The sequence below is a fragment of the Nocardia sp. JW2 genome, assembly GCF_051843015.1.
Lineage (GTDB): Bacteria > Actinomycetota > Actinomycetes > Mycobacteriales > Mycobacteriaceae > Nocardia > Nocardia coubleae.
Genome location: NZ_JBPXLK010000044.1, coordinates 1 through 23,003 on the forward strand (window position 1 = coordinate 1; position 23,003 = coordinate 23,003).

17 protein-coding genes are annotated in these 23,003 nt (G+C 67.2%); 15 read left to right on the forward strand and 2 right to left on the reverse strand.

Going from position 1 to position 23,003, the window contains the following annotated elements; genetic code table 11:
* Window positions 1-29 precede the first annotated feature (29 nt).
* A complete protein-coding gene (locus ACSVDM_RS30195) occupies window positions 30-3,296 on the reverse strand; it encodes a (Fe-S)-binding protein (protein ID WP_439269085.1) in 3,267 nt (1,088 codons plus the stop codon).
* A 674-nt stretch (window positions 3,297-3,970) separates the two neighbouring features.
* Here ACSVDM_RS30195 and ACSVDM_RS30200 point away from each other — a divergent pair.
* From ACSVDM_RS30200 to ACSVDM_RS30220, 5 genes are read left to right on the forward strand one after another with little or no spacing between them, the layout of a single operon-like run.
* Window positions 3,971-4,960 (forward strand): ParB N-terminal domain-containing protein, encoded by a 990-nt coding sequence (locus tag ACSVDM_RS30200; protein ID WP_439269086.1) that lies wholly within the window; start codon window positions 3,971-3,973, stop codon window positions 4,958-4,960.
* Window positions 4,961-5,001: 41 nt separating this feature from the next.
* Window positions 5,002-5,586 (forward strand): cysteine hydrolase, encoded by a 585-nt coding sequence (locus tag ACSVDM_RS30205; RefSeq protein ID WP_357150625.1) that lies wholly within the window; start codon window positions 5,002-5,004, stop codon window positions 5,584-5,586.
* Window positions 5,583-6,599, forward strand: coding sequence for a hydrogenase expression/formation protein HypE (hypE, locus tag ACSVDM_RS30210; RefSeq protein WP_439269087.1), 1,017 nt, complete (start codon window positions 5,583-5,585; stop codon window positions 6,597-6,599). The genes ACSVDM_RS30205 and hypE overlap by 4 nt, the downstream gene beginning before the upstream one ends.
* 10 nt (window positions 6,600-6,609) lie before the next feature.
* Window positions 6,610-8,901, forward strand: coding sequence for a carbamoyltransferase HypF (hypF, locus tag ACSVDM_RS30215; RefSeq protein ID WP_439269088.1), 2,292 nt, complete (start codon window positions 6,610-6,612; stop codon window positions 8,899-8,901).
* A 2-nt stretch (window positions 8,902-8,903) separates the two neighbouring features.
* Complete coding sequence (locus ACSVDM_RS30220) at window positions 8,904-9,803, forward strand: bile acid:sodium symporter family protein (protein ID WP_439269089.1); 900 nt, start codon at window positions 8,904-8,906, stop codon at window positions 9,801-9,803.
* Here the strand turns inward: ACSVDM_RS30220 and ACSVDM_RS30225 are convergent.
* Complete coding sequence (locus ACSVDM_RS30225; protein ID WP_439269090.1) at window positions 9,800-10,660, reverse strand: haloalkane dehalogenase; 861 nt, start codon at window positions 10,658-10,660, stop codon at window positions 9,800-9,802. The two genes, ACSVDM_RS30220 and ACSVDM_RS30225, sit on opposite strands and share 4 nt — an antisense overlap.
* Before the next feature lie 93 nt (window positions 10,661-10,753).
* Here ACSVDM_RS30225 and ACSVDM_RS30230 point away from each other — a divergent pair, with 93 nt between their 5' ends.
* From ACSVDM_RS30230 to ACSVDM_RS30275, 10 genes are all read left to right on the forward strand, one after another.
* The gene (locus ACSVDM_RS30230; RefSeq protein WP_439269091.1) at window positions 10,754-11,878 is read left to right on the forward strand and encodes a UbiA family prenyltransferase; all 1,125 of its coding nucleotides are present in this window, start codon (window positions 10,754-10,756) and stop codon (window positions 11,876-11,878) included.
* Window positions 11,875-12,966, forward strand: a complete 1,092-nt coding sequence (locus ACSVDM_RS30235; RefSeq protein WP_439269092.1) for an aminotransferase class I/II-fold pyridoxal phosphate-dependent enzyme — start codon at window positions 11,875-11,877, stop codon at window positions 12,964-12,966. The genes ACSVDM_RS30230 and ACSVDM_RS30235 overlap by 4 nt, the downstream gene beginning before the upstream one ends.
* Entirely contained in the window at window positions 12,963-16,154 is a 3,192-nt protein-coding gene (locus tag ACSVDM_RS30240) for a thiamine pyrophosphate-dependent enzyme (protein WP_439269093.1), read from the forward strand. Before ACSVDM_RS30235 ends, ACSVDM_RS30240 begins: the two co-directional genes overlap by 4 nt.
* A gap of 17 nt (window positions 16,155-16,171) precedes the next feature.
* The gene (locus ACSVDM_RS30245; RefSeq protein ID WP_439269094.1) at window positions 16,172-16,888 is read left to right on the forward strand and encodes a class I SAM-dependent methyltransferase; all 717 of its coding nucleotides are present in this window, start codon (window positions 16,172-16,174) and stop codon (window positions 16,886-16,888) included.
* The gene (locus ACSVDM_RS30250; RefSeq protein WP_439269095.1) at window positions 16,888-18,312 is read left to right on the forward strand and encodes a cytochrome P450; all 1,425 of its coding nucleotides are present in this window, start codon (window positions 16,888-16,890) and stop codon (window positions 18,310-18,312) included. The genes ACSVDM_RS30245 and ACSVDM_RS30250 overlap by 1 nt, the downstream gene beginning before the upstream one ends.
* Before the next feature lie 29 nt (window positions 18,313-18,341).
* Window positions 18,342-18,971: a class I SAM-dependent methyltransferase gene (locus tag ACSVDM_RS30255; protein WP_067497078.1), complete on the forward strand. Its 630-nt coding sequence runs from the start codon at window positions 18,342-18,344 to the stop codon at window positions 18,969-18,971.
* Between the two features lie 73 nt (window positions 18,972-19,044).
* Window positions 19,045-19,761 (forward strand): ABC transporter ATP-binding protein, encoded by a 717-nt coding sequence (locus ACSVDM_RS30260; protein WP_439269096.1) that lies wholly within the window; start codon window positions 19,045-19,047, stop codon window positions 19,759-19,761.
* Window positions 19,758-20,921 (forward strand): ABC transporter substrate-binding protein, encoded by a 1,164-nt coding sequence (locus ACSVDM_RS30265; RefSeq protein ID WP_439269097.1) that lies wholly within the window; start codon window positions 19,758-19,760, stop codon window positions 20,919-20,921. The genes ACSVDM_RS30260 and ACSVDM_RS30265 overlap by 4 nt, the downstream gene beginning before the upstream one ends.
* Entirely contained in the window at window positions 20,918-21,730 is an 813-nt protein-coding gene (locus tag ACSVDM_RS30270; RefSeq protein WP_439269098.1) for an ABC transporter permease, read from the forward strand. Before ACSVDM_RS30265 ends, ACSVDM_RS30270 begins: the two co-directional genes overlap by 4 nt.
* Before the next feature lie 292 nt (window positions 21,731-22,022).
* Complete coding sequence (locus tag ACSVDM_RS30275) at window positions 22,023-22,718, forward strand: hypothetical protein (protein ID WP_067497071.1); 696 nt, start codon at window positions 22,023-22,025, stop codon at window positions 22,716-22,718.
* Window positions 22,719-23,003: the final 285 nt, after the last annotated feature.

Below are 23,003 nucleotides of genomic sequence, written 5' to 3' on the forward strand. Positions count from 1 at the left end.
AAGCCGCCCCTCACCGGGTTGTTCAGTTGTCAGTTCTTGCGGCCGGGGGCCTTTGCTCCGGACTTGAAGCCGAGGCCGCCGGGCTTGGCGGTCGGCGGGGCCACCGGTGGGGTGCCGTTGCCGTTGGAAGGTGTGGGCTCGGGGGCCGTGTCTTCCTGGGCGGTGGGCTCAGCCGGGGCTTCCGGTTCGGCGGGGGCCGCTGCCGGTTCCGCCGGCTTCGGGGCGCCGGGGGCCTTGGGGCCGGGGCGCTTGAAGCCGGACTTCATGGCGAGGCCCTTGGCGGCGACGGTCGGCTTGGTTTCGGTGGGGGCCGAAACCTGTTCGGCGGCAGGGGCTTCAGGGGCCGGTGCGGACTCGGTCGCGGAGTCCGCGGCCGGGGCGGCGGGGGCCTGTGCCGATTCCGCGGGCTTCGGGGCGCCCGGAGCCTTGGGGCCGGGGCGCTTGAAACCGGACTTCATCGCGAGGCCCTTGGCGGCGACCGTGGGCTTGGTCTCCGTGGCAGCAGCTTCGGCGGGCGCTTCCGCAGCCGGAGCCGCATCGGCAGCCGGAGCCGCATCGGCGGCCGGAGCGGCAGGAGCCTTGGCGCCGGGCGCCTTGGCGCCGCCCTTCATGCCGAGTCCGCCACCGGGCGCCTTGGCGCCACCCTTCATGCCGAGACCCTTGACCGGGGGAGCGGTGGTCTCGGGGGCCGATTCGGCGGCCGGAGCTTCGGCAGCGGGCGCCTTCGCACCCGGAGCCTTGGCGCCGCCCTTCATACCGAGACCCCCACCGGGAGCCTTCGCCCCGCCCTTCATGCCGAGACCCTTGGCGGGCGCGGCCGGGGCCGACTCCGCTTCGGCGGCAGGGGCCTTCGCGCCGGGCGCCTTGGCGGCACCCTTCATGCCGAGACCGCCACCGGGAGCCTTCGCGGCACCCTTCATACCCAGGCCACCACCGGGCGCCTTGGCAGCGCCCTTCATACCGAGTCCGCCACCAGCCGGCGCGGCCTTCGGGGCAGCTTCGGCAGGGGCTTCGGCGACGGGCTCCGGCTCGGGTTCGGGCTCCGCCTCGGGTTCTGCCTTCGGCTCCTGGACGACGAGCAGGTTCGCCGACAGCTCAGCGGCATCGATGCGGGTGATCGAGTCGAGCATCAGCTGCGACACGTCGACCACCTCGACGCCCTCGCCCTGGCCCTGCTCCTGACGCGCGGTGACGCCGTCGTTGAGCATGACGCGGCAGAACGGGCAGCCCGTGGCGATCTTGGTCGGGTTGGTGGACAGCGCCTCGTCGACACGGTCGACGTTGATGCGCTTGCCGAGCTGCTCCTCCATCCACATGCGGGCGCCACCGGCACCACAGCACATGGACCGTTCGCCGTGGCGCGGCATTTCGACCAGGGTCGAACCGGAGGCTTCCATCAGCTCACGCGGGGCGTTGTAGATCTTGTTGTGGCGACCGAGGTAGCAGGGGTCGTGGTAGGTGATGTTCTGCGACACCGTGGCCACCGGGACCAGCTTCTTCTGCCGCACCAGGCGGTTCAGCAGCTGGGTGTGGTGCACGACCTCGTAGGTGCCACCGACCTGCGGGTACTCGTTGTTGAGCGCGTTGAAGCAGTGCGCACAGGTGACGACGATCTTCTTCTTGGACTGCTCGACACCCTCGAACACCGAGTTGATGACCTCGATGTTCTGCATCGCCAACTGCTGGAACAGGAACTCGTTGCCCGCGCGGCGAGCCGAGTCACCGGTGCAGGTCTCCTCGGCGCCGAGCACCATGAACTTGGTGCCCGCGGTGGCGAGGAGTTCGGCGACGGCCTTGGTGGTCTTCTTTGCGCGGTCCTCGTAGGCGCCTGCGCAACCGACCCAGAACAGGTATTCGTAGCCGTCGAAGCTGTCGGCGTCCTTACCGAAGACCGGGATGTCGAAGTCGACTTCCTTGATCCAGTTCAGGCGGTCCTTGGAGTTCTGACCCCACGGGTTGCCCTTGTTCTCCAGGTTCTTGAACAGACCGGCGAGCTCGGAGGGGAACTCCGACTCGATCAGCACCTGGTAGCGGCGCATGTCGATGATGTGGTCGACGTGCTCGATGTCGACGGGGCACTGCTCCACGCAGGCACCACAGGTGGTGCAGCTCCACAGCACCTCGGGGTCGATCACACCGTGCACGTCCTCGCCGCCGACGAGCGGACGCTCGGCCTCGGCGCGGGCTTCCTCGGTGATCTCGGCCAGCTTGGCCTCGTCGGGCTTGCCGTCGGCGTCGACCAGACCGATTTCGTCGCCGCCCATGTCCTTGCGGCCGCCGGCCAGCAGGTAGGGCGCCTTGGCGTAGCCGTGGTCGCGCAGCGACATGATGAGCAGCTTGGGCGAGAGCGGCTTACCGGTGTTCCAGGCGGGGCACTGCGACTGGCAGCGACCACACTCGGTGCAGGTGGTGAAGTCCAGCCAGCCCTTCCAGGAGAAGTCCTCCATCTTGCCCGCGCCGAGGGTGTCGGTATCGGGGTCGACGTTCTCGATGGTGAGGACCTTGCCGTCCGACATCATCGGCTTGGCGGCACCGAGGGCGACGCCGCCGTCGGCCTCACGCTTGAAGTAGATGTTGGGGAACGCGGCGAAACGGTGCCAGGCGACGCCCCAGTTGACGTTGCGGCTGACCACGACGACCCAGACCAGCGCGGCCATCAGCTTGAAGAACGCGAAAACCGACACCGCTTCCGCGCTGGCGGGCAGCACCGAGGCGATGTGCATGCTGACGAAGTCGCTGCTGGCGTGGGATTCGCCGGTGTAGGCCAGAACGAGGGACTTCGCGCCGAGCATGCTGATGCCCTCGACGAGCACGATGAGCTCGACGAAGTAGGCGGCGAAGAAGTTGGAGCCGGAGAAGCGCGACTGCCGGGCGGGGACGCGGGGGTGGTTCAGCTGACGGATGACGATCAGCACGATCGCACCGATGATGGTGCCGAGGGCGAGCAGTTCGTCGAGCAGGTGGTAGACGAAGGTGTTACCGACCAGCGGCCAGGTGAACGTGGGGCTGAAGATCTGCCCCTGCGCCTGGAAGACCGTGACGAAGCCGAGCATGAAGCCGACCATGACGAGCCAGTGCGCCCAGCCGACGGTCCGGAACTTCACCATGCGCGTGTGCGCGGCGAACTCCTTGATCATGGTGGCGAACCGCGGCACGAACGGAGTGAACCGGTCGGGGGCGGGCTGCCCGAGCATGATCGTCCGAGCCATCTTCCGGATGGCGAGGCCGAACCCGATCCACGCGGGGACACCGACCAGAATGGAGATGATGCCCAACGTCAAAGATATGGGGCTCATGCTGTGGCCTTTCGTTCACGAAGCGACGCGGTGCCGCTCGTCCCAGGTCGCATCATAGTACGGTCCAAGTTACCCGCCAGTAGGGGTACGGATTCTATGTTACCGGCGGGTAGCTTCGATGTCTTCCCGGAGCTGAGGATCATCCTAACGTTGCAGTTCAGGGGTTGATTTGGCGCCTGGCCGTTGTGGCCTGTTCCGGGATCGCCGCGGGCGGGGCCGCGTGTCGATGGGGCTTGCGCGGCGGCGGGTGCGGCAGCCGGGGCTCGTGCGGCGGGGCCCGATGCTCGGCGGCGATGTGAAACAAGATGGAATTAATCTATCGTCCAGTTTGTTCGGTCCGTGGAAATAATTCCCAGCGAATTCACATTCTCACCTGAGCGGGCTCACGGCTGTGAGTTGCATAGACCATTCTATTCTCGGCGCGCCGGCTGGGCGGATCGTGACTTCGAGGCATGAACATGCCTGTCCAACTGTGGGTTTCACCAGTTGGACACCGTCAGGTCGGTTCGTTACCGGCCGGTCGGGCAGGGCGCCGCACGCCCCTGACCGGCGCGGCGACCCGGGCGAGGGTCTCGGATCGAACACTTGCCCGAATTGGCTCACTGCGATATTTTTTTACGCGGCTCTTGATCTTGATATCGATGTACAGCTTGAAAGACTGGGGGGCTTGATAGGTGAATCGCCCGCTGAAATCCAACCGGGTAAAACAGTCTGTGGAAATCGCCTCGCTCGTCATGGCGGGCTCCCCCAGATTTGAAGGGGAGGACCCCGCTCATATCGAGCGGCTGGTCGAGGCGGAATGGCCTTTGCCGCCCATTCTCGTCCATCGTCCGACGAATAGGATCATCGACGGATTTCACCGGACGAGCGCGGCGCTACGCAAAGGCCTCACGCACATCGACGCGTATATGGTCGAAGGTTCCGAAGAATTGGCGTTCATTCTCGGCGTACAAGAGAATGTGCGGCACGGCCTGCCGTTGTCGCTGGCCGATCGCCGAGCTGCGGCGGAACGCATCATCCTTTCCCATCCGCACTGGTCGAATCGGTCGATCGCCACCGCTGCGGGGCTCTCCGCGAAAACCGTGGCCTCGATCAGAAGCGGTACCGGCGATACGTCGCAAGCGAGTCATCGGCTCGGCAGTGACGGCAGGCTCCGGCCGGTCGACACGAATTCGGCGCGCAAAACGGCCGCCGAACTCCTGCTGGCCCGCCCCGATGCCTCGCTGCGTTCCATCGCCCGCGAAGTGGGCCTCTCGCCGTCGACCGTCCGCGACGTCCGGGCCCGGCTGGAAAGCGGCATGGGCCCGCTGGTCCAACCCGACGACACCAGGACTCCGGTGCCCGGTGGACCGGCGGACAACGACCGGCTCGCGCCGACACCGCACAAGAAGCAGGTGGACCTCGACGCCCTGCTCGCCGTGCTCTCGCGCGACCCGGCGCTGCGGATGAGCGTCGGCGGGCGCGAATTGCTGCGGTGGCTGCATCAGCACGCGGTGAACGCGGGCGACGCCGAGAAGATCGTCGAATTCGTGCGACCCCATTCCTCCTACCATGTGATCGAACTCGCCAATCAATGCGCGGCCAATTGGGCGAATATCGCCCAGGCCCTGCAAGCCGCTTCCGATAATGCGTACGGTAATTCGCCGGGCGCCCGTTCGGCCTGAACTCCGAACTGTTTCCCATTCTTACGGACCTAAGGATCGGCATGTCCAAAATCGCCGTTGTCACCAGTGGATTGCAATACGACATCGTCGGGAAGAATCCTGAGCGGGAAGCCGCTATCGCGGCTGCGACGCCGCGGGTGAACGAATTCCTGACCGAAATGCGCAAGCGGGGCTGCACGGTTTATCACCTGCAACTCCTGAATCAGCCCGACGACCCGCTGGCCGAGCGTTACGACGGTCGCGTACCGGCACTGCGCGGAACTCCCGGCGCCGAGGTGATCCGCGAATTCGTCGACCCCGACGACGTGATCCAGGAACGCAGCAAGGACAGTGGCTTCTACGAAACCGACCTGCACGACCGGCTCCAAGCCGAGGGCGTGGAAGCGCTGGTGCTGATCGGTCTGCAGACCCAGATCTGTATCCAGACCACCGCCGCCGACGCCTTCTTCCGCGGCTACATCGTCGCGGTGCCCGGCGACTGCGTGTTCTCGGCGCAGGAGGCCGACCGGGTGCGGGCGCTGGACTGGCTGGAGAGCTACTGCGCCACCGTCGCCGACTCCGCCGAGATCCTGCGGCTCATCGACACCACCGGCGGCATCCCGCGCAAGGAGACCAAGACACCATGACCGTGGCCACGCAGCACATCCAGCTCGACCACGGCACCGGCGCGGTGCTGTCGGGCGAGTTGGTCGACTTCATCGCCCGCACCCTCGGCGACGTATACGTGGGGGAGATGGAGGACAGCGCGGTCCTGCCCGTGGAGGGCGACCGGATCGCGATGACCACCGACAGTTTCGTGGTCGACCCGCCGTTCTTCGGCAACGGCGACATCGGCAAGATCGCGGTCTGCGGCACCGTCAACGACCTGGCCGTCTCGGGTGCGGTGCCGCGCTATCTCACCCTCGGGCTCATTCTCGAGGCCGGATTGTCGTTCGACCAGCTCGAGCGCGTGCTCACGTCGGTGCGCGAGACCGCGCGCGAGGCGAGGGTGCAGATCGTGTGCGGTGACACGAAGGTGGTGCGGGCGGGCGAGGCCGATCAGCTGTACCTCAACACCAGTGGTGTCGGGTTCTTCCTGCGCGAACCGCTGCGGATGGACGCGGTCCGCCCCGGCGACGCGGTGATCCTGTCGGGCCCGATCGGCAATCACACGGTGCACCTGCTCTCCATCCGGGAGGGGCTCGGCTTCGAGAGCCGGGTGCTCAGCGACTGCGCGCCGCTCAACCTGATGATCGACGGCGTCTTCGCGGCGGTGCCGCGCGAGGCGGTGCGGTCGATGCGTGACGTGACGCGCGGTGGCCTCTCGGCGGTGCTGCACGAATACGCGGGCCGCATGGGCAAGGCCATCACCATCGATGAGCAGTCGCTGCCCATCCAGCACGAGACCGCGATGGCTGCCGACATGCTCGGCATCAACCCGCTGAACTGCGCCAACGAGGGCTGCCTTGCGATCTTCGCCGACCCGGCCGCCGCCTCCGACATCGTGGCCGCACTGCGCGGGCACGAGTACGGCAGGCACGCCACGGTGATCGGCGAGGTGACCGGCCGGGACGGCGCCGCGGTCGTGCTGCGCGACGCCGACGGACGCGAATCGACACTGCAACCGCTGCGGGGCGCCGAGCTGCCCCGCCTGTGCTGACCGGGCTGCCATGACCGCCACCTGGCAGATCAGGGTGACCGGGGTCGTGCAGGGCGTGGGGTACCGCCCGTTCGTCTACAAACTCGCCCGCGAGCGGCAGCTCACGGGCTGGGTGCGCAACGATCCAGAGGGCGTGCTCGTCGAGGCGAGCGGCGGTGAGGCCGCGCTGGAATTGTTCTGTGCCGAGCTGGCCGACCGGGCGCCCGAGCTGGCTCGGGTGGACCGGGTGGTGGCGCTGAGCCGGGTGGCGGGCGGGTCGGGCGCGTCGAGTTTCGAGATCGTGCCCAGCGAGCACACGGGGGAGAAGGTGGCGCTCGTCCCCGCCGACACCCACGTGTGTGCGGACTGTCTCGCCGAGCTGCGCGACCCGGCCGACCGGCGCTATCGCTACCCGTTCATCAACTGCACCAACTGCGGGCCACGGTATTCGATCATCCGGGCGTTGCCCTACGACCGATCGCAGACCACCATGCACGCGTTCACGATGTGTGCGAATTGCGATGCGGAATACCGGAATCCGATGAGCAGGCGGTTTCACGCACAGCCGAACGCCTGCGCGGACTGTGGGCCGAGGCTGTTGCTCGCCTACCCCGACGGGACGGTGCACGAGGACGCGTTGAGCCGGAGTGTGCGTGAGCTGTCGGACGGTCGGATCGTCGCGGTGAAGAGTGTCGGCGGTTTCCATCTGGCAGTCGATGCGATGAATGCCGCGTCCGTGGCGCTGCTGCGCAAGCGCAAGCGGCGTGATTCGAAACCGTTCGCGGTGATGGTGCGAGATCTGGACACGGCGCATCGGATCGTCGAACTGTCGCCTGCCGAGGAACAGGTACTGCGTTCACCGGCTCGCCCGATCCTGTTGGCCCGCAAGCGTACTGGCGCGGTACCGGAAAATGTCGCGCCACGGAATCCGAACCTGGGAGTGATGCTGCCCTCGGCGCCACATCACCACCTGCTGCTCGACGAGGCCGACACCGACGTGCTCGTGATGACCAGCGGCAATGTGTCGGGATACCCCATCGTGCACCGCAATGCGGACGCGCTGGCGCACCTGTTCGAGATCGCGGACGCGATTCTGTACCACGACCGCGAAATCGAGTCCAGGGTGGACGATTCCGTGGTCCGGGTATCGATCCACCCGGATCTGGACGGGCCACTGCTGACCTTCCTGCGCCGTGCGCGCGGGTACGCGCCGTACCCGGTGGAGGTTGGTCGTTCACTGCGACCGCTGGTCGCCTATGGCGCCGAACTCAAGACGACGGTCGCGCTGTCGGCCGGCACGCGGGTGTATCTGAGCCAGCACATCGGTGATCTGAAGAACGACGAGACGTTCGAATCGCACCGCCGAACCGCTGCCCACCTGGCCTCGCTGTACGACCTGCGACCCGAGGCCGGGGTGTACGACATGCACCCGGACTTCCGGATCAATATGGGCCACAGCGGTATCGGAGAGACAGGTGCGCCGATCGCGGTGCAGCACCATCACGCGCACATGGCGGCCTGCATGGCGGAGAACAAGCTCGACGGGCCCGCGATCGGCGTGGTGTTCGACGGTGCCGGGTACGGCACGGACGGCACCATCTGGGGTGGTGAGTTCCTGGTCGGTGACTACGGCAAGGTCGATCGGGCAGCGCATCTGCGGCGGGTGGCCCTGATCGGTGGCGATCAGGCTGTGCGCGAACCGATCCGGACGGGTGTCGCTGTCGCTGTCGACGCGTTCGGGTCGATCAATGCTGCGGTGCAGGCCTTTTCGGTGCTCGAGACGCTCGATGACGACCGCAGACACGTCTACGCGACCATGTGCGCCCGTGGCATCAACTCGCCCGAGGTGACGAGTATGGGTCGGTTGTTCGACGCGGTAGCGGCTCTGCTCGGCGTGTGTTCGCGCGCCGAATACGAGGCGCAGGGCCCGATCGAACTCGAGGGTCTGCTCGATCGCGACCTCACGCTCGTCGACGGTTACGAATTCGGCTATGCCGCAGGAGAAGTCGACCACCGACCGGTGATCCGTGCGATCGCGGCCGACCTGGCCGCGGGGACCCCGCTCGAACAGATCAGCAGGCGGTTCCACAGCGGAGTCGTCGCCATGGTCGTCCGGCAGTGCCGGAACCTGGCCGACACCAACGCTATTCGGCAGGTTGTGCTCTCCGGTGGCGTGTTCCTCAATGAGTTCCTGCTGGTCAACTGCATGGTGATGCTGGAACGCGCCGGACTGGCGGTGTACAGCCATCGGCAGGTTCCGCCGAACGACGGTGGTATCGCCCTGGGGCAGTTGCTGGTGGCCGACCGGGCGAAACAGGAGTGATGATGGGTTCTTCGCAATTCGCGGTGGTGCTGCCGATCGCGCTCGTGGTGGTGATGCTCGGCCTCGGACTCACCCTGACACCGGACGACTTCCGGCGGGTGGTCCGCCATCCGAAAGCGGCGGCCGTCGCCCTCGTCTGCCAGCTCGTGGTGCTGCCGCTGATCTGTGTGCTGCTCGTGCTCGCCTTCGGGCTCACCGGGGTGCTCGCGGTCGGCATGATGCTGCTCGTCGCCTCGCCGGGCGGCACCTCGGCCAACCTGTTCAGCCACCTCGCCGGTGGCGATGTGGCGCTCAACATCATGCTCACCGCGATCAACTCGGTGATCGCGGCGTTCACCATGCCGATCGTGATCACCTTGTCGGTGGCGGCGTTCATGGACGGTGACGCCTCGGTCGGGCTGCAACCGGCCAAGCTGGTGCAGGTGATCGTCATCGTGCTGGTGCCGGTGGCCGTCGGGATGTGGATCAGGCACGCGCGGCCCGCGTTCGCCGACCGGATGGGTAGACCGGTGAAGCTCGGTTCCATGGTGGTGCTGGTCATGGCGGTCGGCGTGGCCGTCGGATCCGAATTCGACACGCTGCGTGCGAACTTCGGCAAGCTCGGCGCGATCACCGTGGTGCTGTCCGTGCTGAGCCTGGCAGTCGGCTATTACGTGCCCCGCTGGTTCGGGGTCGATATCCGGCAGGCCATCGCCTCGTCCATGGAGATCGGCATCCACAACGCGACGCTGGCCATCGCGGTCGCGGTGTCGGCGCTCGGCAGCGAGGCGATGGCGGTGCCCGCCGCCACCTACGGGATCGTGATGGGCGGGCCGGCGGCGGTCGCGGCGTTCCTGCTGGCGCGGCGATCCCGCGCGGAATCGGATGCGCCCGCGCCGGTCGCCGCGACCGCACTGCCCTAGGGGAACCGTTTGGCGATGGCCTCGGCGATCTCGACGGGCGCGTGTTCCTGGATGAACTGGCGGGCCTGCGGCAGCTCGACGACCTCCACGTCGGTGAAGGTCGACACCATGCGGGGGATGTGGGCCTTGGGTCGGTACACCATGTCGCGCATGCCCCACACCAGCAGCGTCGGCTTGTCGGCCAGGACCGCGGGCACGTCGCGGGCGAGCTGAGCCATCAGCGGGCGGGCGTCGACGATCTGCTTGGCGATCACCGCGAGTCCCTTGCGTGCCTGCGGTGACGGCTGCACCAACCGGTAGTGGTCGATCTCGGCCGGGCTCAACGTCTTACCGAGTTCCGACAGCAACACGCGCTCGACGAGGAAGTTCTGCTCGAGAACGCGCCGCTGCATCGGTCCGGTGCGGATGGCCTGGGCGAAGACGCGATTCGCCATCGCCTCGATGGGCCAGAAGATGGTGTTGCCCAGCACGATTCCGCGCAGGCGTCCGGCTCTGGGGATGCTGGCACCCAGGCCGATCGGGCCACCCCAGTCGTGCCCCATCAGCACGTAGTCGTCGAGGCCGAGGTGGTCGATGAGCTCACCGAGGATGCCGGTGTGCTCGGCGACGGTGTAGCCGAAACCCTCGGGCCGCTCGGACAAGCCGAAGCCGAGATAGTCGACGGCGACGCAGCGGTACCTGGTGCGCAGCTCCGCGATGACGTGGCGGTAGAGAAAGCTCCAGGCGGGGACGCCGTGGCAGAACAGAATCGCCGGCCCCGATCCCTCATCGATGTAGTGGACACGGCCTGCGGACGAGTCGAACCAGCGTGACTCGAAGGGGTAGAGGTTCTTGTCGGGCACGAAGTCGATCAGCATAGGGAAACCTATACCCCATTTGCGAAACGGCCGGAGTGTGCAACCGGAGAAAGCGCCGGTTGCACACACTGCCGCTCTTTTCGGAACTCGGGTATGGTCGCCCCAGCCGCCTCTTCCGCGGCCGGGCCGCAAACGGGTGACGAGTGGGCTTTGATTGTGACTGGAACAATTCCTGAACCGACGCTTGACGAATTCCTGCATAAATCGGCGGAGAAAAGAATCGACTGGGTGAACTCGTCCGACGGGTTCACCACGGGCACGGTGGAACGGGTCGGCCTGTTTCTCTCGTTCGCGCGGCCGCGCACCTGCCTGCCCGGCATGCTCGCGTTTTATCTGGGTTGTGTACTGCTGAACGTGCCGATGGGTATCGACGTTCTGCTCGGCTTCTTCGTCACGTTCCTCTACAGCGCCGTGGCGAATCTGTTCAATGCCTATTCCGATATCGCGGAGGACAACCAGAACATCCCGGCCCGGCTGTACCTGCTCGGCCTGTACGGTCGCCGGCGACTGCTGCGGAGCAGCTACGCCGCCGGTGCGGTGATGCTGGTGGCCGCAGCCGTGGTGAGCCCGGCATTCCTGCTGCTCACAGCCCTGTGCCTGCTCATCGCCCACCAGTACTCGTTGCCGCCGCTGCGGATGAAGGCGCGGCCGATGGGTTCGCTCGTGTTCTTCGCGCTCGATGTGGCATTGCCGTTCCTGATGGCGCCCGCCGTCGTGGAGAACGGTCCGGCGATCGCGGGAAATTGGTCCTTCCTCAGCATGGCCGCGTATTTGTTGCTCTGGTTCGTCGCCAAGGGATTCGTGAAGAACCTGCCGGATTTCGAGGGTGATCGCGAAGCCGGATTGTCGACCTCGGCCACCATATTCGCGACACGGCAGCAGGCGGCTGTCGCTGCTGCCGTCGCCACAGTTCTCGTTTATCTCGGTCCGCTTTTCCTGGTGGTCGCCGGGCAATTCGAAGCGAAGTATTTGTTCGCGCTGGCCTGGTTCCCCGTGGCATGTGCGCAGGGCGCGCGGATGATCCTGCGCGACGACAGTCAATCGGCGAACAACATGCTTCGATTCGACATGATCGTATCGACGGGATATCTGTCTACCTGGGTTTTGCTGGCGGGTCCATCTATTACTTCGCTGCTTGTTGTCGCCGGATCTTTGGTGGTTATTTTCGCTATGGACGCGCTGAAACTCGATACGCGGAAAAAGGAAGACATCGGGTGACGGCGGAAAGGACGACAGCGGTGCGCGACACGGTATTACTCGACGAATATCGATCCGGTGAGGAGGCCGATACCTCGGCGGCCGCGCTCGACCTGTCCAACAACGCGCTGCCCTTCGCGCCCCTGCCGAGCGTACGCACCGCGATCGCCGACGAGGTCGAACACGCGGCCGCCTACCCTGCCGCCGCGTACGGCGATTTGCGCAGCGCCATCGCCGAATTCGCCGGCTGCACAACGGATCAAGTCGTCGTCGGGCCGGGCAGTGTCGGTGTGCTCGCCTATCTGCTGCGCTGGGTCGCCGGACACGGTGGACGGGTCGTCTACGCGGTGCCGGCGTTCGACGCCTACGAACGGGTGGTCCTCGGCGCGGGCGGTATCGCGGTGCCGGTGATCGGGACACCGGACCGATGGCAGCCCTTGACGCAGATGGTCGCCGCGGCGGGCGACGACGCGGCCGCGATCCTGATCTGCTCACCGCACAACCCGACCGGTGAACAGGTGACGCCCGAGGAGATCGAGCAGGTACTGGCACGAGTGCCGGAGCGCACGGTCGTCGTGGTGGACGAGGCGTATATCGAATTCGACCGGGACAACGACCGGTCGGCGGCCCTGCGTATGGCGCAGGAGCACCCCAACCTTGTTGTACTTCGCACCTTTTCGAAGGCGTACGGGCTGGCGGGCCTGCGGGTGGGTTACGCCGTCGGTCACAGTGACCTGATCGGAGCCTGCCGGTCGATGGCGATGCCGTTCGGGGTGAACCGGCTCGCGGTGGCCGCGGCCGTCGCCTCCCTCGGCGTGGTGAACGAGCTGGAGGCACAGGTCGATTCGGTGATCGCGGTGCGGACGGACTTCGTCGCGGCCATCCGCGGACACGGCATCGACGTGCCCGATTCGTCCGGCAACTTCGTCTGGGTGCCGACGCCGAACCCGGCGGCACTCGTGGCGCACCTCGCCGAGTCGGGCATCGCGGTGCGCTGCTACCCGGACGCGGGCGTCCGGATCACGGTTCCTGCCAGGGGGCACCTCGCCGACGTCGTCGACGTACTCGCGCGGGGATACAGACGAGTGGAGGCACTGACATGCAGATGAACACCAATCTGGGCGCCGACGTGCTCGGGCGGCCACGGTTCGCCGACGCCCTGGTCGACCGGCTGATCGGCCACGACGTGCGCTACCTGTTCGGCATGCCTGCCGAATCGGTGAACTGCCTGGTCGACGCGGTAGGACGGCGGTCGGAGATCGAGCTGATCGCGGTGCGGCACGAGAGTGCGGCCGCCTGGATGGCGGTCGGTTACGCGCAGGGGTCGGGCACCGTCGGGGTGTGCTTCGGCACCGCCGGACCGGGTGCCACGCACCTGTTGCCCGGCGTGTACGGCGGGCTCTACGACCGGGTGCCGGTGCTGGCCATCTCAGGCCAGGTGGCGCGCGCCGAGATCGGCACGAAATCGTTCCAGGAGATCGACTCGGCGCGACTGTTCCGTGACGGAACGTGGCGCTCCACCGACATCGTCTCGCCCGATCAGCTCGCCGTCTTCGATCAGACGGTGCTGTCGGTGCGGCTCGAACAGACCTCCGCGCACCTGGCCGTGCCGTCCGACGTGCTCAACTCGCCCCTCGAGGGGCTCGAACAACAGAGCCCGTACCGGTTCGGCGCACGGACAACGCCCGACGTGGACAAGAAGCGTGTCGAAGATCTGGCCGAATACCTGTGCTCCACACCGGGTGTCATCGTGCTCGGTGCGGGCGGTCGGGCCGTCGCGGACTGTGCGTTGCTGCTCGCGGACGCACTGGATGTGCCGATCGTCGCCCTGCCCGAAGCGGGGATTCCGGACTGGTCGGTGCCGCCGGTCGAGGAGTCCGACGCCCGGCAGGTGCTGTTGATCGGCAGGCCGACCGCCGGTGTGGCACGGCACTTTCCGTCGCTCGAGCTGCTGCTCGAGATCACCGATGTGGCCACGTCGGGCTTCGACGAGGAGAGTCGGCGGATCGGGATCGCGGGCGAGGTTCCGCAGATCCTGCACGCGCTGGTGTCGGCTGTGTGGAGCAGGCGCGGTACCCCGGCCGCGGCGAGCGCGCCTGTCGCACCGGCAGATCCGAGCGCGCCCGAGGGCTGGGGTGTACTCGCCGACGCGCTCGCCGGTGCGTCGGTAGCGGTCGACCCCGGGGCGACGAGGAAACTGGCCCGCCGCTATCTCGGTGAACGCGCGCACCTGCACAGTTGCTGGAATTTCGAGGCTGAGGGTTCGGCGCTGCCGCTGGCCATCGGTCTGGCCCTCGCGAACGGCGCTCGCTCCTACGCGCTCACCGACCTGGGCTCGCTCGACCAGTACATCTCCGAATTCTCCACTGCCGCACGGTACGACGTGCCGGTGACCGTGGTGTGCCGGGCCGAGCCCGGTGTGCCGGTGAGCGACCTGGCCAAGGCGTTCGGTATCGGGGTGTTCTGGGCCGGCGACGCCACCGAACTGCGGTCGCGCCTGAGCGAGGACCGGCACGGTCCGGCCCTCGTCCTCACCTCGGCGCTGGCGGACGACCGGCCCGCTCCGGCGCCGGATGTGGATGTCGTCGACTACGTCACCGATCTGCTCGCGGCACTCGCGCACCGGGGCATCGGCTCCGCGTACCTGTCGAAGCACAGCCGTGCGCGGCTCGGTGCCGCCGCTGAGCTGGACCTGCACGTCGTCGCCGATGTCCAGGCCGCGGCCATGCGGGCGACCGCGGCGTACAAGGCCGACGGAACCACCTCCTGCGCCGTGGTGACCTCACCGGCCGAACTCCTCGGCCAGCTCAATGGGCTCTACGACGCCGCCTTCGACGACGCGTCCGTGGTGCTCGTCTCCGTCGAGACCGCACCCTGGCTGCTCGATCCCGTCGACGTGCTCGCCGATATCGCCGCCGTCTCGGTGGTTCTCGACGGTGGTGCGCAGGACGCGGTCCGGCTGCGCGACGCCTTCACGACCATCGCCGGTGGTGGACGCGGCGTCACCCACATCCACGTGACACGAACCGCGATCGCCGCCCGCACCAGCGCCGCCCTCGTGGACAGCGCGCGGTCGTTCGCGATCCCGCCGTCGCTGATCGGGCTGCCCGGCCGCGCGACCGCGGCACCCGAGGACATCGTGCGCGCCGCCGAACTCATCGGTGCCGCCGGGGACATCTCGATCATCGTCGGGCGCGGGGCGGCGGGCGCGCGACGCGAACTCGTCGAACTGGCCGCTCGCACAGGCAGTCCGCTCTATTGCACGATGGGTGCGCTGGCGGCCGACGTGGTCGGCGAACACTGCGCGGGACTGGTCGGCACCTCCGGGACCGACGACGCCATGCAGCGGGTCCGGCGTAGCGGACTCGTCATCGTTGTCGGAGTGTCCTGGCGCGGTTCGGCTTTCGAGATGGTCGGGCACAATCCGGTGATCTCGGTGAACACCGATCCGCTCACCTTCCTTCGTCTGCCGTCGGAGTCGGTCGGGCTGCTCGGTGACGCGCGGGAAACCATCGAAGCTCTGGTCGGCCTGCTCGGCGAGGAGCGCGACGCACCCGAGGTCGCCGAACGGTCGCGCCGCAAGCCGAGGGAGAGCGCACGCAAACTCCGCGCCGCCACGGTGGCCCAGATCATCGACAGCGAACTTGCGAGCCTGGACAAGCCGTCGACCTTGAGCGTCGACGTCGGCATCAACACGCTCTGGGCCTACCGCTACGTGCGCTCGGCGCACCGCTACCTGTGGACGGCCTCGTTCGCGACCATGGGATTCGCGGTGCCCGCCGCCGTCGACGTGGCCGTGCGCCACCCCGACGAGGTGTCCGTGGCGATCGTCGGTGACGGCGGCATCGGCATCACCCTGGCCGAACTGCGCAACGCCGCCGACGTGCGTTCGCCGCTGGTGATCGTGGTGTTCAACAACAACGCCCTGGCCGCGATCAAATTCGAGAGCTGGATCATGGGCTGGCCCGACCGTGCGTCGGGCTTCCACGAAATCGACTTCGCCGGGTTCGCCAGGCACTGCGGCGTGCGCGCGACAACCGTGCGCAGCGCCAAGGAGTTCGGCAACGCCTTCCGCACCGCACTCGCCGGGAACGGGCCGACGCTGATCGACGCCAGAATCCCCGCCGCCGAAGCACCCGTACTCGCCGGCCGCGCGCACATCCGCCAATTCGCCGGCCTGCTCACCGGGTGGGCCCGCGACGGCAAGAACGCCCGCACCGGCGCCCTGTCCACCCTGCTGGCCTTCGGCGCGGAGAAGGCGGTGCGCGTCGCGCGCCGCGCCGACCCGCGCCGGTGAAACCCGAGGAGATCGCGATGGCCGGAACACGCCCCGCCACCCCGCAGGCCATGTTCACCCGAATCGCACCGCGCTACGACGCGGTGAACTCGCTGCTCACCCTCGGCGGCGACAAACGGTTGCGCCGCCGCGCCGTCCGCGCGCTCGACCTGCGCCCCGGCGCGGAAGTGCTCGATATCGCCGCCGGGACGGCCGAGATCGGCGCCGCGCTGGCGGCGGTGTACCCGCTGCGCCTGTCGTATGTCGCCGTCGACCTCAACGAGCAGATGCTCGCGGTCGCCGCGCACAAATTCGCCCGGTTGCGCCGCAAGCGGCCGAGCAACGACTGGCAGCTCGCTCTCGGCAGCGCGGAATCGCTCGACTTCCCGTCGTCGAGCTTCGACGCCGCCGTGATGTGTTTCGCGCTCGACGACATGGACGACCCCGCCGCCGCGCTCGCCGAAACGGTGCGGGTGCTGCGTGCCGACGGGCGCTTCCTGCTGATCGAACTCGCCATGCCCGACAGCCCGCTGCTGCGCAACCTGCTGAAGCTGCGGCTGCGACTCATCCGCGGTGTCGCAGCCATCGCCGGCATGGATTCCGTCGCGCACATGACCAGGGAAGTCGAACTCGATCGCGGCGTCGAACACACCCTCGCGCGCTGCGAGAACGCCGGCCTGGAACTGGAATCCACGGCCCGGCACCTCGGCGGGCTGGTCCGTGCCCACGTCTTCCGTAAGAGGAAAGGTTTGTGATGACCGAGAAATGTCCCCACGCCACGGCGGAGAAGGTGCCATCCGTCACCGGAATCACCAGTCGCAGGCTCTCCAATCGGCACCTGCCCGGCCCGCCCGGTCACCGGATCATGGGCTCCTACCCGGAATACGCCAAGGATCGCAACAAATTCCTGCGTGACGCGGTGCGCCAGTACGGCGATGTCGTACGGATCAAACTGCCGCTGCGCGACCTGGTGGTGATCGCCAATCCCGAAGACGCACACGCGGCGATGGGCGACACCTCCGGCGACTACAGCAAATTCGGCAACTACCATCCCGCGATTGCCAAGCGGCAGAACGGTTTGTCGTTCATCGAGGGCGAATTGTTCCGCGAGCGGCGCCGCATCGTCAGCCCTCTGGTGACCCGCGACGGCCTCAAGAGCACCTTCCACGCCAATGCCGATGCCTACCTGGCAAGCCTCGAGTCGAATATCGCCGCCGCGACCGACGCCGACGGTGTGACCGACCTCCAAGAGGCGATCTTCCAGACACTGCTGCGCGGCGTGCTGGCCCAGACCTTCACAGAACCGTTCACGCCCAAGGAAATTCACGATCTGCACGACGGTCTGTCGACTTTCACGAAGTTCCTCGGTTCCACACTGAAGATCGCGGATCCGCCGAATCTGGTTCGCCCCTGGGGGCGGTACAAGATCCGGCCGTGGGCGGTGTACTCGGCGGGAAAGATCGTGCGCGACCGAGTGGTCGAACGGCAGAACTCGCCGTCGCTGGGCACCTACAACGACGTGCTCGACGGCATGCTCGCCGGTTACAAGAAGCTCAAGACCCCGATGACGTTCTGGGACCTGTGCTTCGACGTGGCGACCATGACCAGTGCCTCCTACGGCACGACGGCCGGCGCCATCACCCAGACCGTCGTGCGGACCTGCCTGGCCGAGGAAGCCAAGAACCGGCTGGTCGAAGAGGCGAGTTCGGTCGACCTGTCCAAGCCGACCATCGAATCGGTGCGCAGCTTGCACTGGGTGAAGGCGTGCTTCGAGGAAGGCATGCGCATGCAGGGCCTTCCGCTGCTGCTGCGATTCACCGCGCGGGGCGCGAACTACCAGGGCTACGACATCGCGCCCAACACGATGCTCGGCGTGCCGATCTCGACGATCCACCGCGACCCGCGCTGGTGGACCGACCCCGATGTGTTCGACCCCGAACGCTTCTACGACCAGAGCAAGCGGGTCGACCAGCCGCGCGTACTGCACTACCTGGCCTGGGGCGCGGGCCCGCACCGCTGCACCGGCGCGCAGCTCGGCTACCTCATCGCGCCGTACCTGGTCGCGCTCATCTTCAGCCGCTACAAGATCGAGCTCCCGCCGAACTGGCAGCTCGTGGAAGACCCCGGCCTCGCGCCGATGATCAAGGGCGGCTTCAACGTCCGGCTCACCCCCCGATAACCCACCGACGAGAGATCCGAGAGATTCGCATGAAATTCGCAGAGCGGTACGACATCGCGGCCCCCATCTACGACCGGACGGCGTGGTTCCTGTCCCTCGGTGGCATCGACAAACTGCATCCGGGCCTGGTCGAAGGCCTCGACCTCACCGGTAAGAAGGTGGCCGACCTCGGGTGCGGCACCGGCCTCGCCTTCCCCGCGCTGCTCTCCGCGGTCGGGCCGACCGGGCACGTGATCGGGGTGGACAACAACGCCGCCATCCTCGCCAAGGCGCAGAAGCGGGTCGAGGAGAACCATTGGCCCAACGTCACTCTGCTCACCGAGGACATCGCCGAACTGCCCGTGAACCAGGACGTGGACGTCCTGTTCAGCTGCATCGCGTTCAGCTGTGTGCCGCACCCGTCGGACAAGCTGGCCGAACTGCTCGGCAACCTCACGCCGGGCACCCAGGTGCGCATCATCGACGCGCTGCCGCGCACGTCGGGGCTGAGCCGGTACCCGATCAACGGCTACAACTTCGTGAAGTCGGGCATCGTCGGATCGCATTTCCGGGAGCTGCACCCGTTCGAGCAGGTCTTCCGTGACCGGCTGACCGACGTGGTCGTCGACTACCTGCACGGCGGCATGTACACCCGCCTGACCGGCGTCAAAGGCGCGTAGGCACTCCGCGCGCACCGGCGCCGACGTCGGTGCGCGCGGCCCTTGGTGACACTTTTCTCGAGAGACGGCCGAATTGAGTATCTGGGAACTGAAAGTCGACGGCGGTGGCAAGACATTCGGCGAAAGCACCGTGCTCGACGACGTGGACTTCCACGTGGACCGCGGTGAATTCCTCGCCGTGCTCGGCCCGAGCGGCAGCGGCAAATCGACGCTGCTGCGCGTGCTGGCCGGACTCGAACAGCTGACCGCCGGAACCATCAGCTGGAGCACCGACGGTGCCCGGCCGCGCACCGGGGTGGTCTTCCAGCAGGCGCTGCTGCTGCCCTGGCTCACCGTCATCGACAACATCTCGCTGGCCGGCCGGTTCGCCGCGCACCGGCGCGAGTTCGACAAGGACTACCCCGAAACCCTGCTTGCCCGTTTCGGACTGGGGGCGCTGGCGCAGCGGTACCCCGGCGAGCTGTCGGGCGGGCAAGCGCAGCGCGTCGCCGTGCTGCGTGCGGCCGCCACCCGGCCCCGGCTGCTGCTGCTCGACGAACCGTTCAGCGCGCTCGACCCGGCAACCCGCCTGGACCTGCGGAAATGGCTGGCCGAACTCGTCACCGAGATCGAGGCGACGGTCGTGCTCATCACCCACGACGTGGACGAGGCGATGGATCTGGCCGACCGCATCGTGCTGCTCGACAAGGGCCGCATCCGGCGCGAATGGACCGAGGTGCGTGACGGCGGCGACGCGTTGCGCGCCGATATCCTCGGGCAGTACCACCCGGACGAAGTAGTGGTGTCGTGAGCGGGCTTTCACGACGGCACCTGCTCGCCGGGGCGGCCGGAGTCACCGCGGCCGCCGGGCTCTACGGGTCGGCCGACCTGGTCCGCAGCGCGGCAGGCGCCGGGCAACGGCGCGAACAGGCGCTGCGCATCGGGTACCTGCCGATCACCGACGCGGCGCCGCTGCTGATCGCGCACTCGGCACACCTCTACCCCGCGGGGTCGGTGAGCAGCGCCAAACCGGTGATGTTCCGCAGCTGGTCGGGGCTGGCGGAAGCATTCGTCTCCCGTCAGGTGGATGTGGCGCACCTGTTGATGCCCATGGCGATTCAGCTGCGGCAGGTGCTCGGGGCGAACGTGCGGGTGCTCGGGTGGAACCACACCAACGGGTCGGCGCTCACCGTCGCACCCGACATCACCGAGCTGGAACAGCTGATCGGCACCCAGGTGGCCATTCCGTTCTGGTGGTCGATCCACAACATCGTGCTGCAGAAACTGTTGCGCGCCCACGACATCACCCCCGTGGTTCGCCGGACCGCCTCGCGCGCCAAGCGGACCGTCGAGCTCATCGTGATGAGTCCGTCGGACATGGTTCCCGCCTTGGCCAACAGGTCCATCTCCGGCTATGTGGTCGCCGACCCGTTCAACGCCATCGCCCAGATCAAGAAGATCGGGCGCATCCACGTGTTCCTCGGTGACGTGTGGCGTGAACACGCCTGCTGCGTGCTGGTGACCCGCGACGACGTGATCGCCGAACGACCGCACGCCGTCCAGGCCGTGACCGACGCGGTGGTCGCGGCGCAGCTACGCATCGGCACCGACCGGCCGCACGCCGCCGAAGCGCTCACCGCCGGCAGCTACCTGCCGCAACCCTTACCAGCCGTACGGACCGCGCTCGCCTACCCCAACCCGCCCTACCAGTTCCAGCGGCCCGACTGGTCGCCGCAGCTGGTGGGGTTCCAGCCCTACCCGTACCCGAGCTTCACCCGGCGGCTGGTCGAGGAGATGCACGAGACCGTCGTCGACGGCGACCGCGGCTTCCTCGACACCCTCGACCCGGCCCGCGCGCACAGCGAGCTCGTCGACGACACCTTCGTGCTGAATTCCCTTGCCGCACAGGGTGGGCGACAAGCGTTCGGGCTCACCGGCCTCGACCGAACTGAACAGGTGCACCTGCTGTGACTACAACGACCCAAGCCCCACCGAAAACCGGCTCGACCGTCTCGCGCTCGGTCCTGGCCAGGGTGTGGCCGCCGGTGTTCGCCGTGCTCGTCACCGTCGGGTTGTGGTGGACGGCGACCACGGTGCTCTCCCCGGAACACTCGCTGCTGCGCCGCACCGCGCCCCAGCACGTGCTGCCCGCCATCGCCGATCTGCACGAACGCGGTGTGCTCGTCTCCGACGCGGGAATCAGCCTGTGGCGGTTGCTGATCGGGCTCGCGATCGCCACCGTGCTCGGTGTGCCGATCGGGTTGCTGATCGGGCTCAGCACGCGGATCGAACAGGCCGCCTCGCCGGTGGTGCAGTTCCTGCGGATGATCTCGCCGCTGTCGTGGACCCCGATCGCCATCGCCGTGTTCGGCATCGGCAACCAGCCGGTGTACTTCCTCGTCGCCGCGGCGGCCGTGTGGCCGATCATGCTGAACACGGTGGCGGGGGTGCACGCCATCGATCGCGGCTTCCTCGACGTGGCGCGCTCGTTCCACGCGACCCGGGCCGAGCAGCTGCGCGTTGTCATCATTCCGGCGGTGCGCGACCACATCCGCACCGGGCTGCGGCTGGGGCTCGGCACGGCCTGGATCGTGCTCGTGCCCGCCGAGATGCTCGGTGTGCGATCGGGACTCGGGTACCAGATCCTCAATGCCCGTGACCAGCTCGCCTACGATCAGGTGGTCGCCATCATCCTGGTGATCGGCGTGCTCGGATTCGCCGTCGATTTCCTTGCGGGCAGGTTGCCGGGGCGGTCGCTGAACAGCCGTACGTACCGATGATTATGTGATGTATGTCACTGACATGTTTGCCCCGGTGGGGTCGTGTTTGTGATTGAGCATGGGAAACCTCCTCTGTCGGCAGCGTGGGTTAGGGCAGCCTCACCCATGCCCCTGGAAACTGTGCTGGCATCAGGGGTTTCGGTCTACTAGGCTCCAGACGTTCTGTCTGCTGTGCCGGTCTTCACACTGCTCGGGGAGAAGTTGGGAGCATCTCACAAGGGTGCGTCCGCTTGACGAGTCTCGCGTGTCGCTTGATCGCACGCCGCACCACACCTGATGGATAGGAACTTCAATGAACATCCGTAAAACCGTTGCGGGTGCCGCCTTGGTTATCGGGGCCATGACGGTGGCCGCTGGGACGTCGCATGCTGAGCCCGTGGCGCCCGAGGGCATCAAGTACTCGGTGAAGCTGGTCGACAAGACCGTGGTCGCCACCGTGAAGAACGGGACCTTCTCGCTGGTGGAGCAGGAGGGGGAGACTCCCGAAGCGCCGAAGACCCAGGTTGCCGAGATCAAGGACAGCACCGGCGCTGTCGTCATGGCCATGCCGATCGCCTTCTCGATCTCCGGCACGGAGATCCCGACCAAGGCTGAGGTCGTCAAGGACTCCACGGTGCTCGAACTGACGCCGGAGCGTCCCCAGGGCGTCGAAATCGCGGCCCAGCCGGTCGCGGTCAAGCCGGTCCTGCAGGGCCAGGAGATCGCCTCCGCCCAGGAGAACCAGAAGGCGATCAACGACTTCTCCTCGAAGTTCAGCATCGGCACCGCCATCGGCACCTTCGTCGGCACCGCCATCGGCGCCGTCATCGGTTGCGTCGTCACCATCCCGCTCGGCTGCCTGCCCGGCCTGACGGTCGGCGCGGCAGCGGGCGGCATCATCGGCATGATCGCCATCGGCGGGCCGGTGATGGCTGTGACCGGCCTGGAACTGCTGCAGGTGCTGCAGGCGCCGGACGGCACTACTGTTTGGGCTGACAAGCCGAAGTAGAGGCTCGCTGTAGAAGCCCCGCTCCTGTTAGGGAGCGGGGTTTTTCGTGTGTTTGGGGGGAGTTCGTTAGGTGGTGGGCTCCCGGCCGTAAGGAACCACCTCGGTGTTTTGAGCGCCAGGGAGGTATGGAACCACCTTGGTGGTTTGTGCACCAGGGAGGTATGGAACCACCTTGGTGTTTTGTGCACCATAAAGGTATTGGGCTGTATTTTTGGAGCGCTGGCGCGCTCGAGCGCGGCCCCTGGAGGGCCGCGCGAACAGCGCTCGAGACTCGCGCCTGCGGCG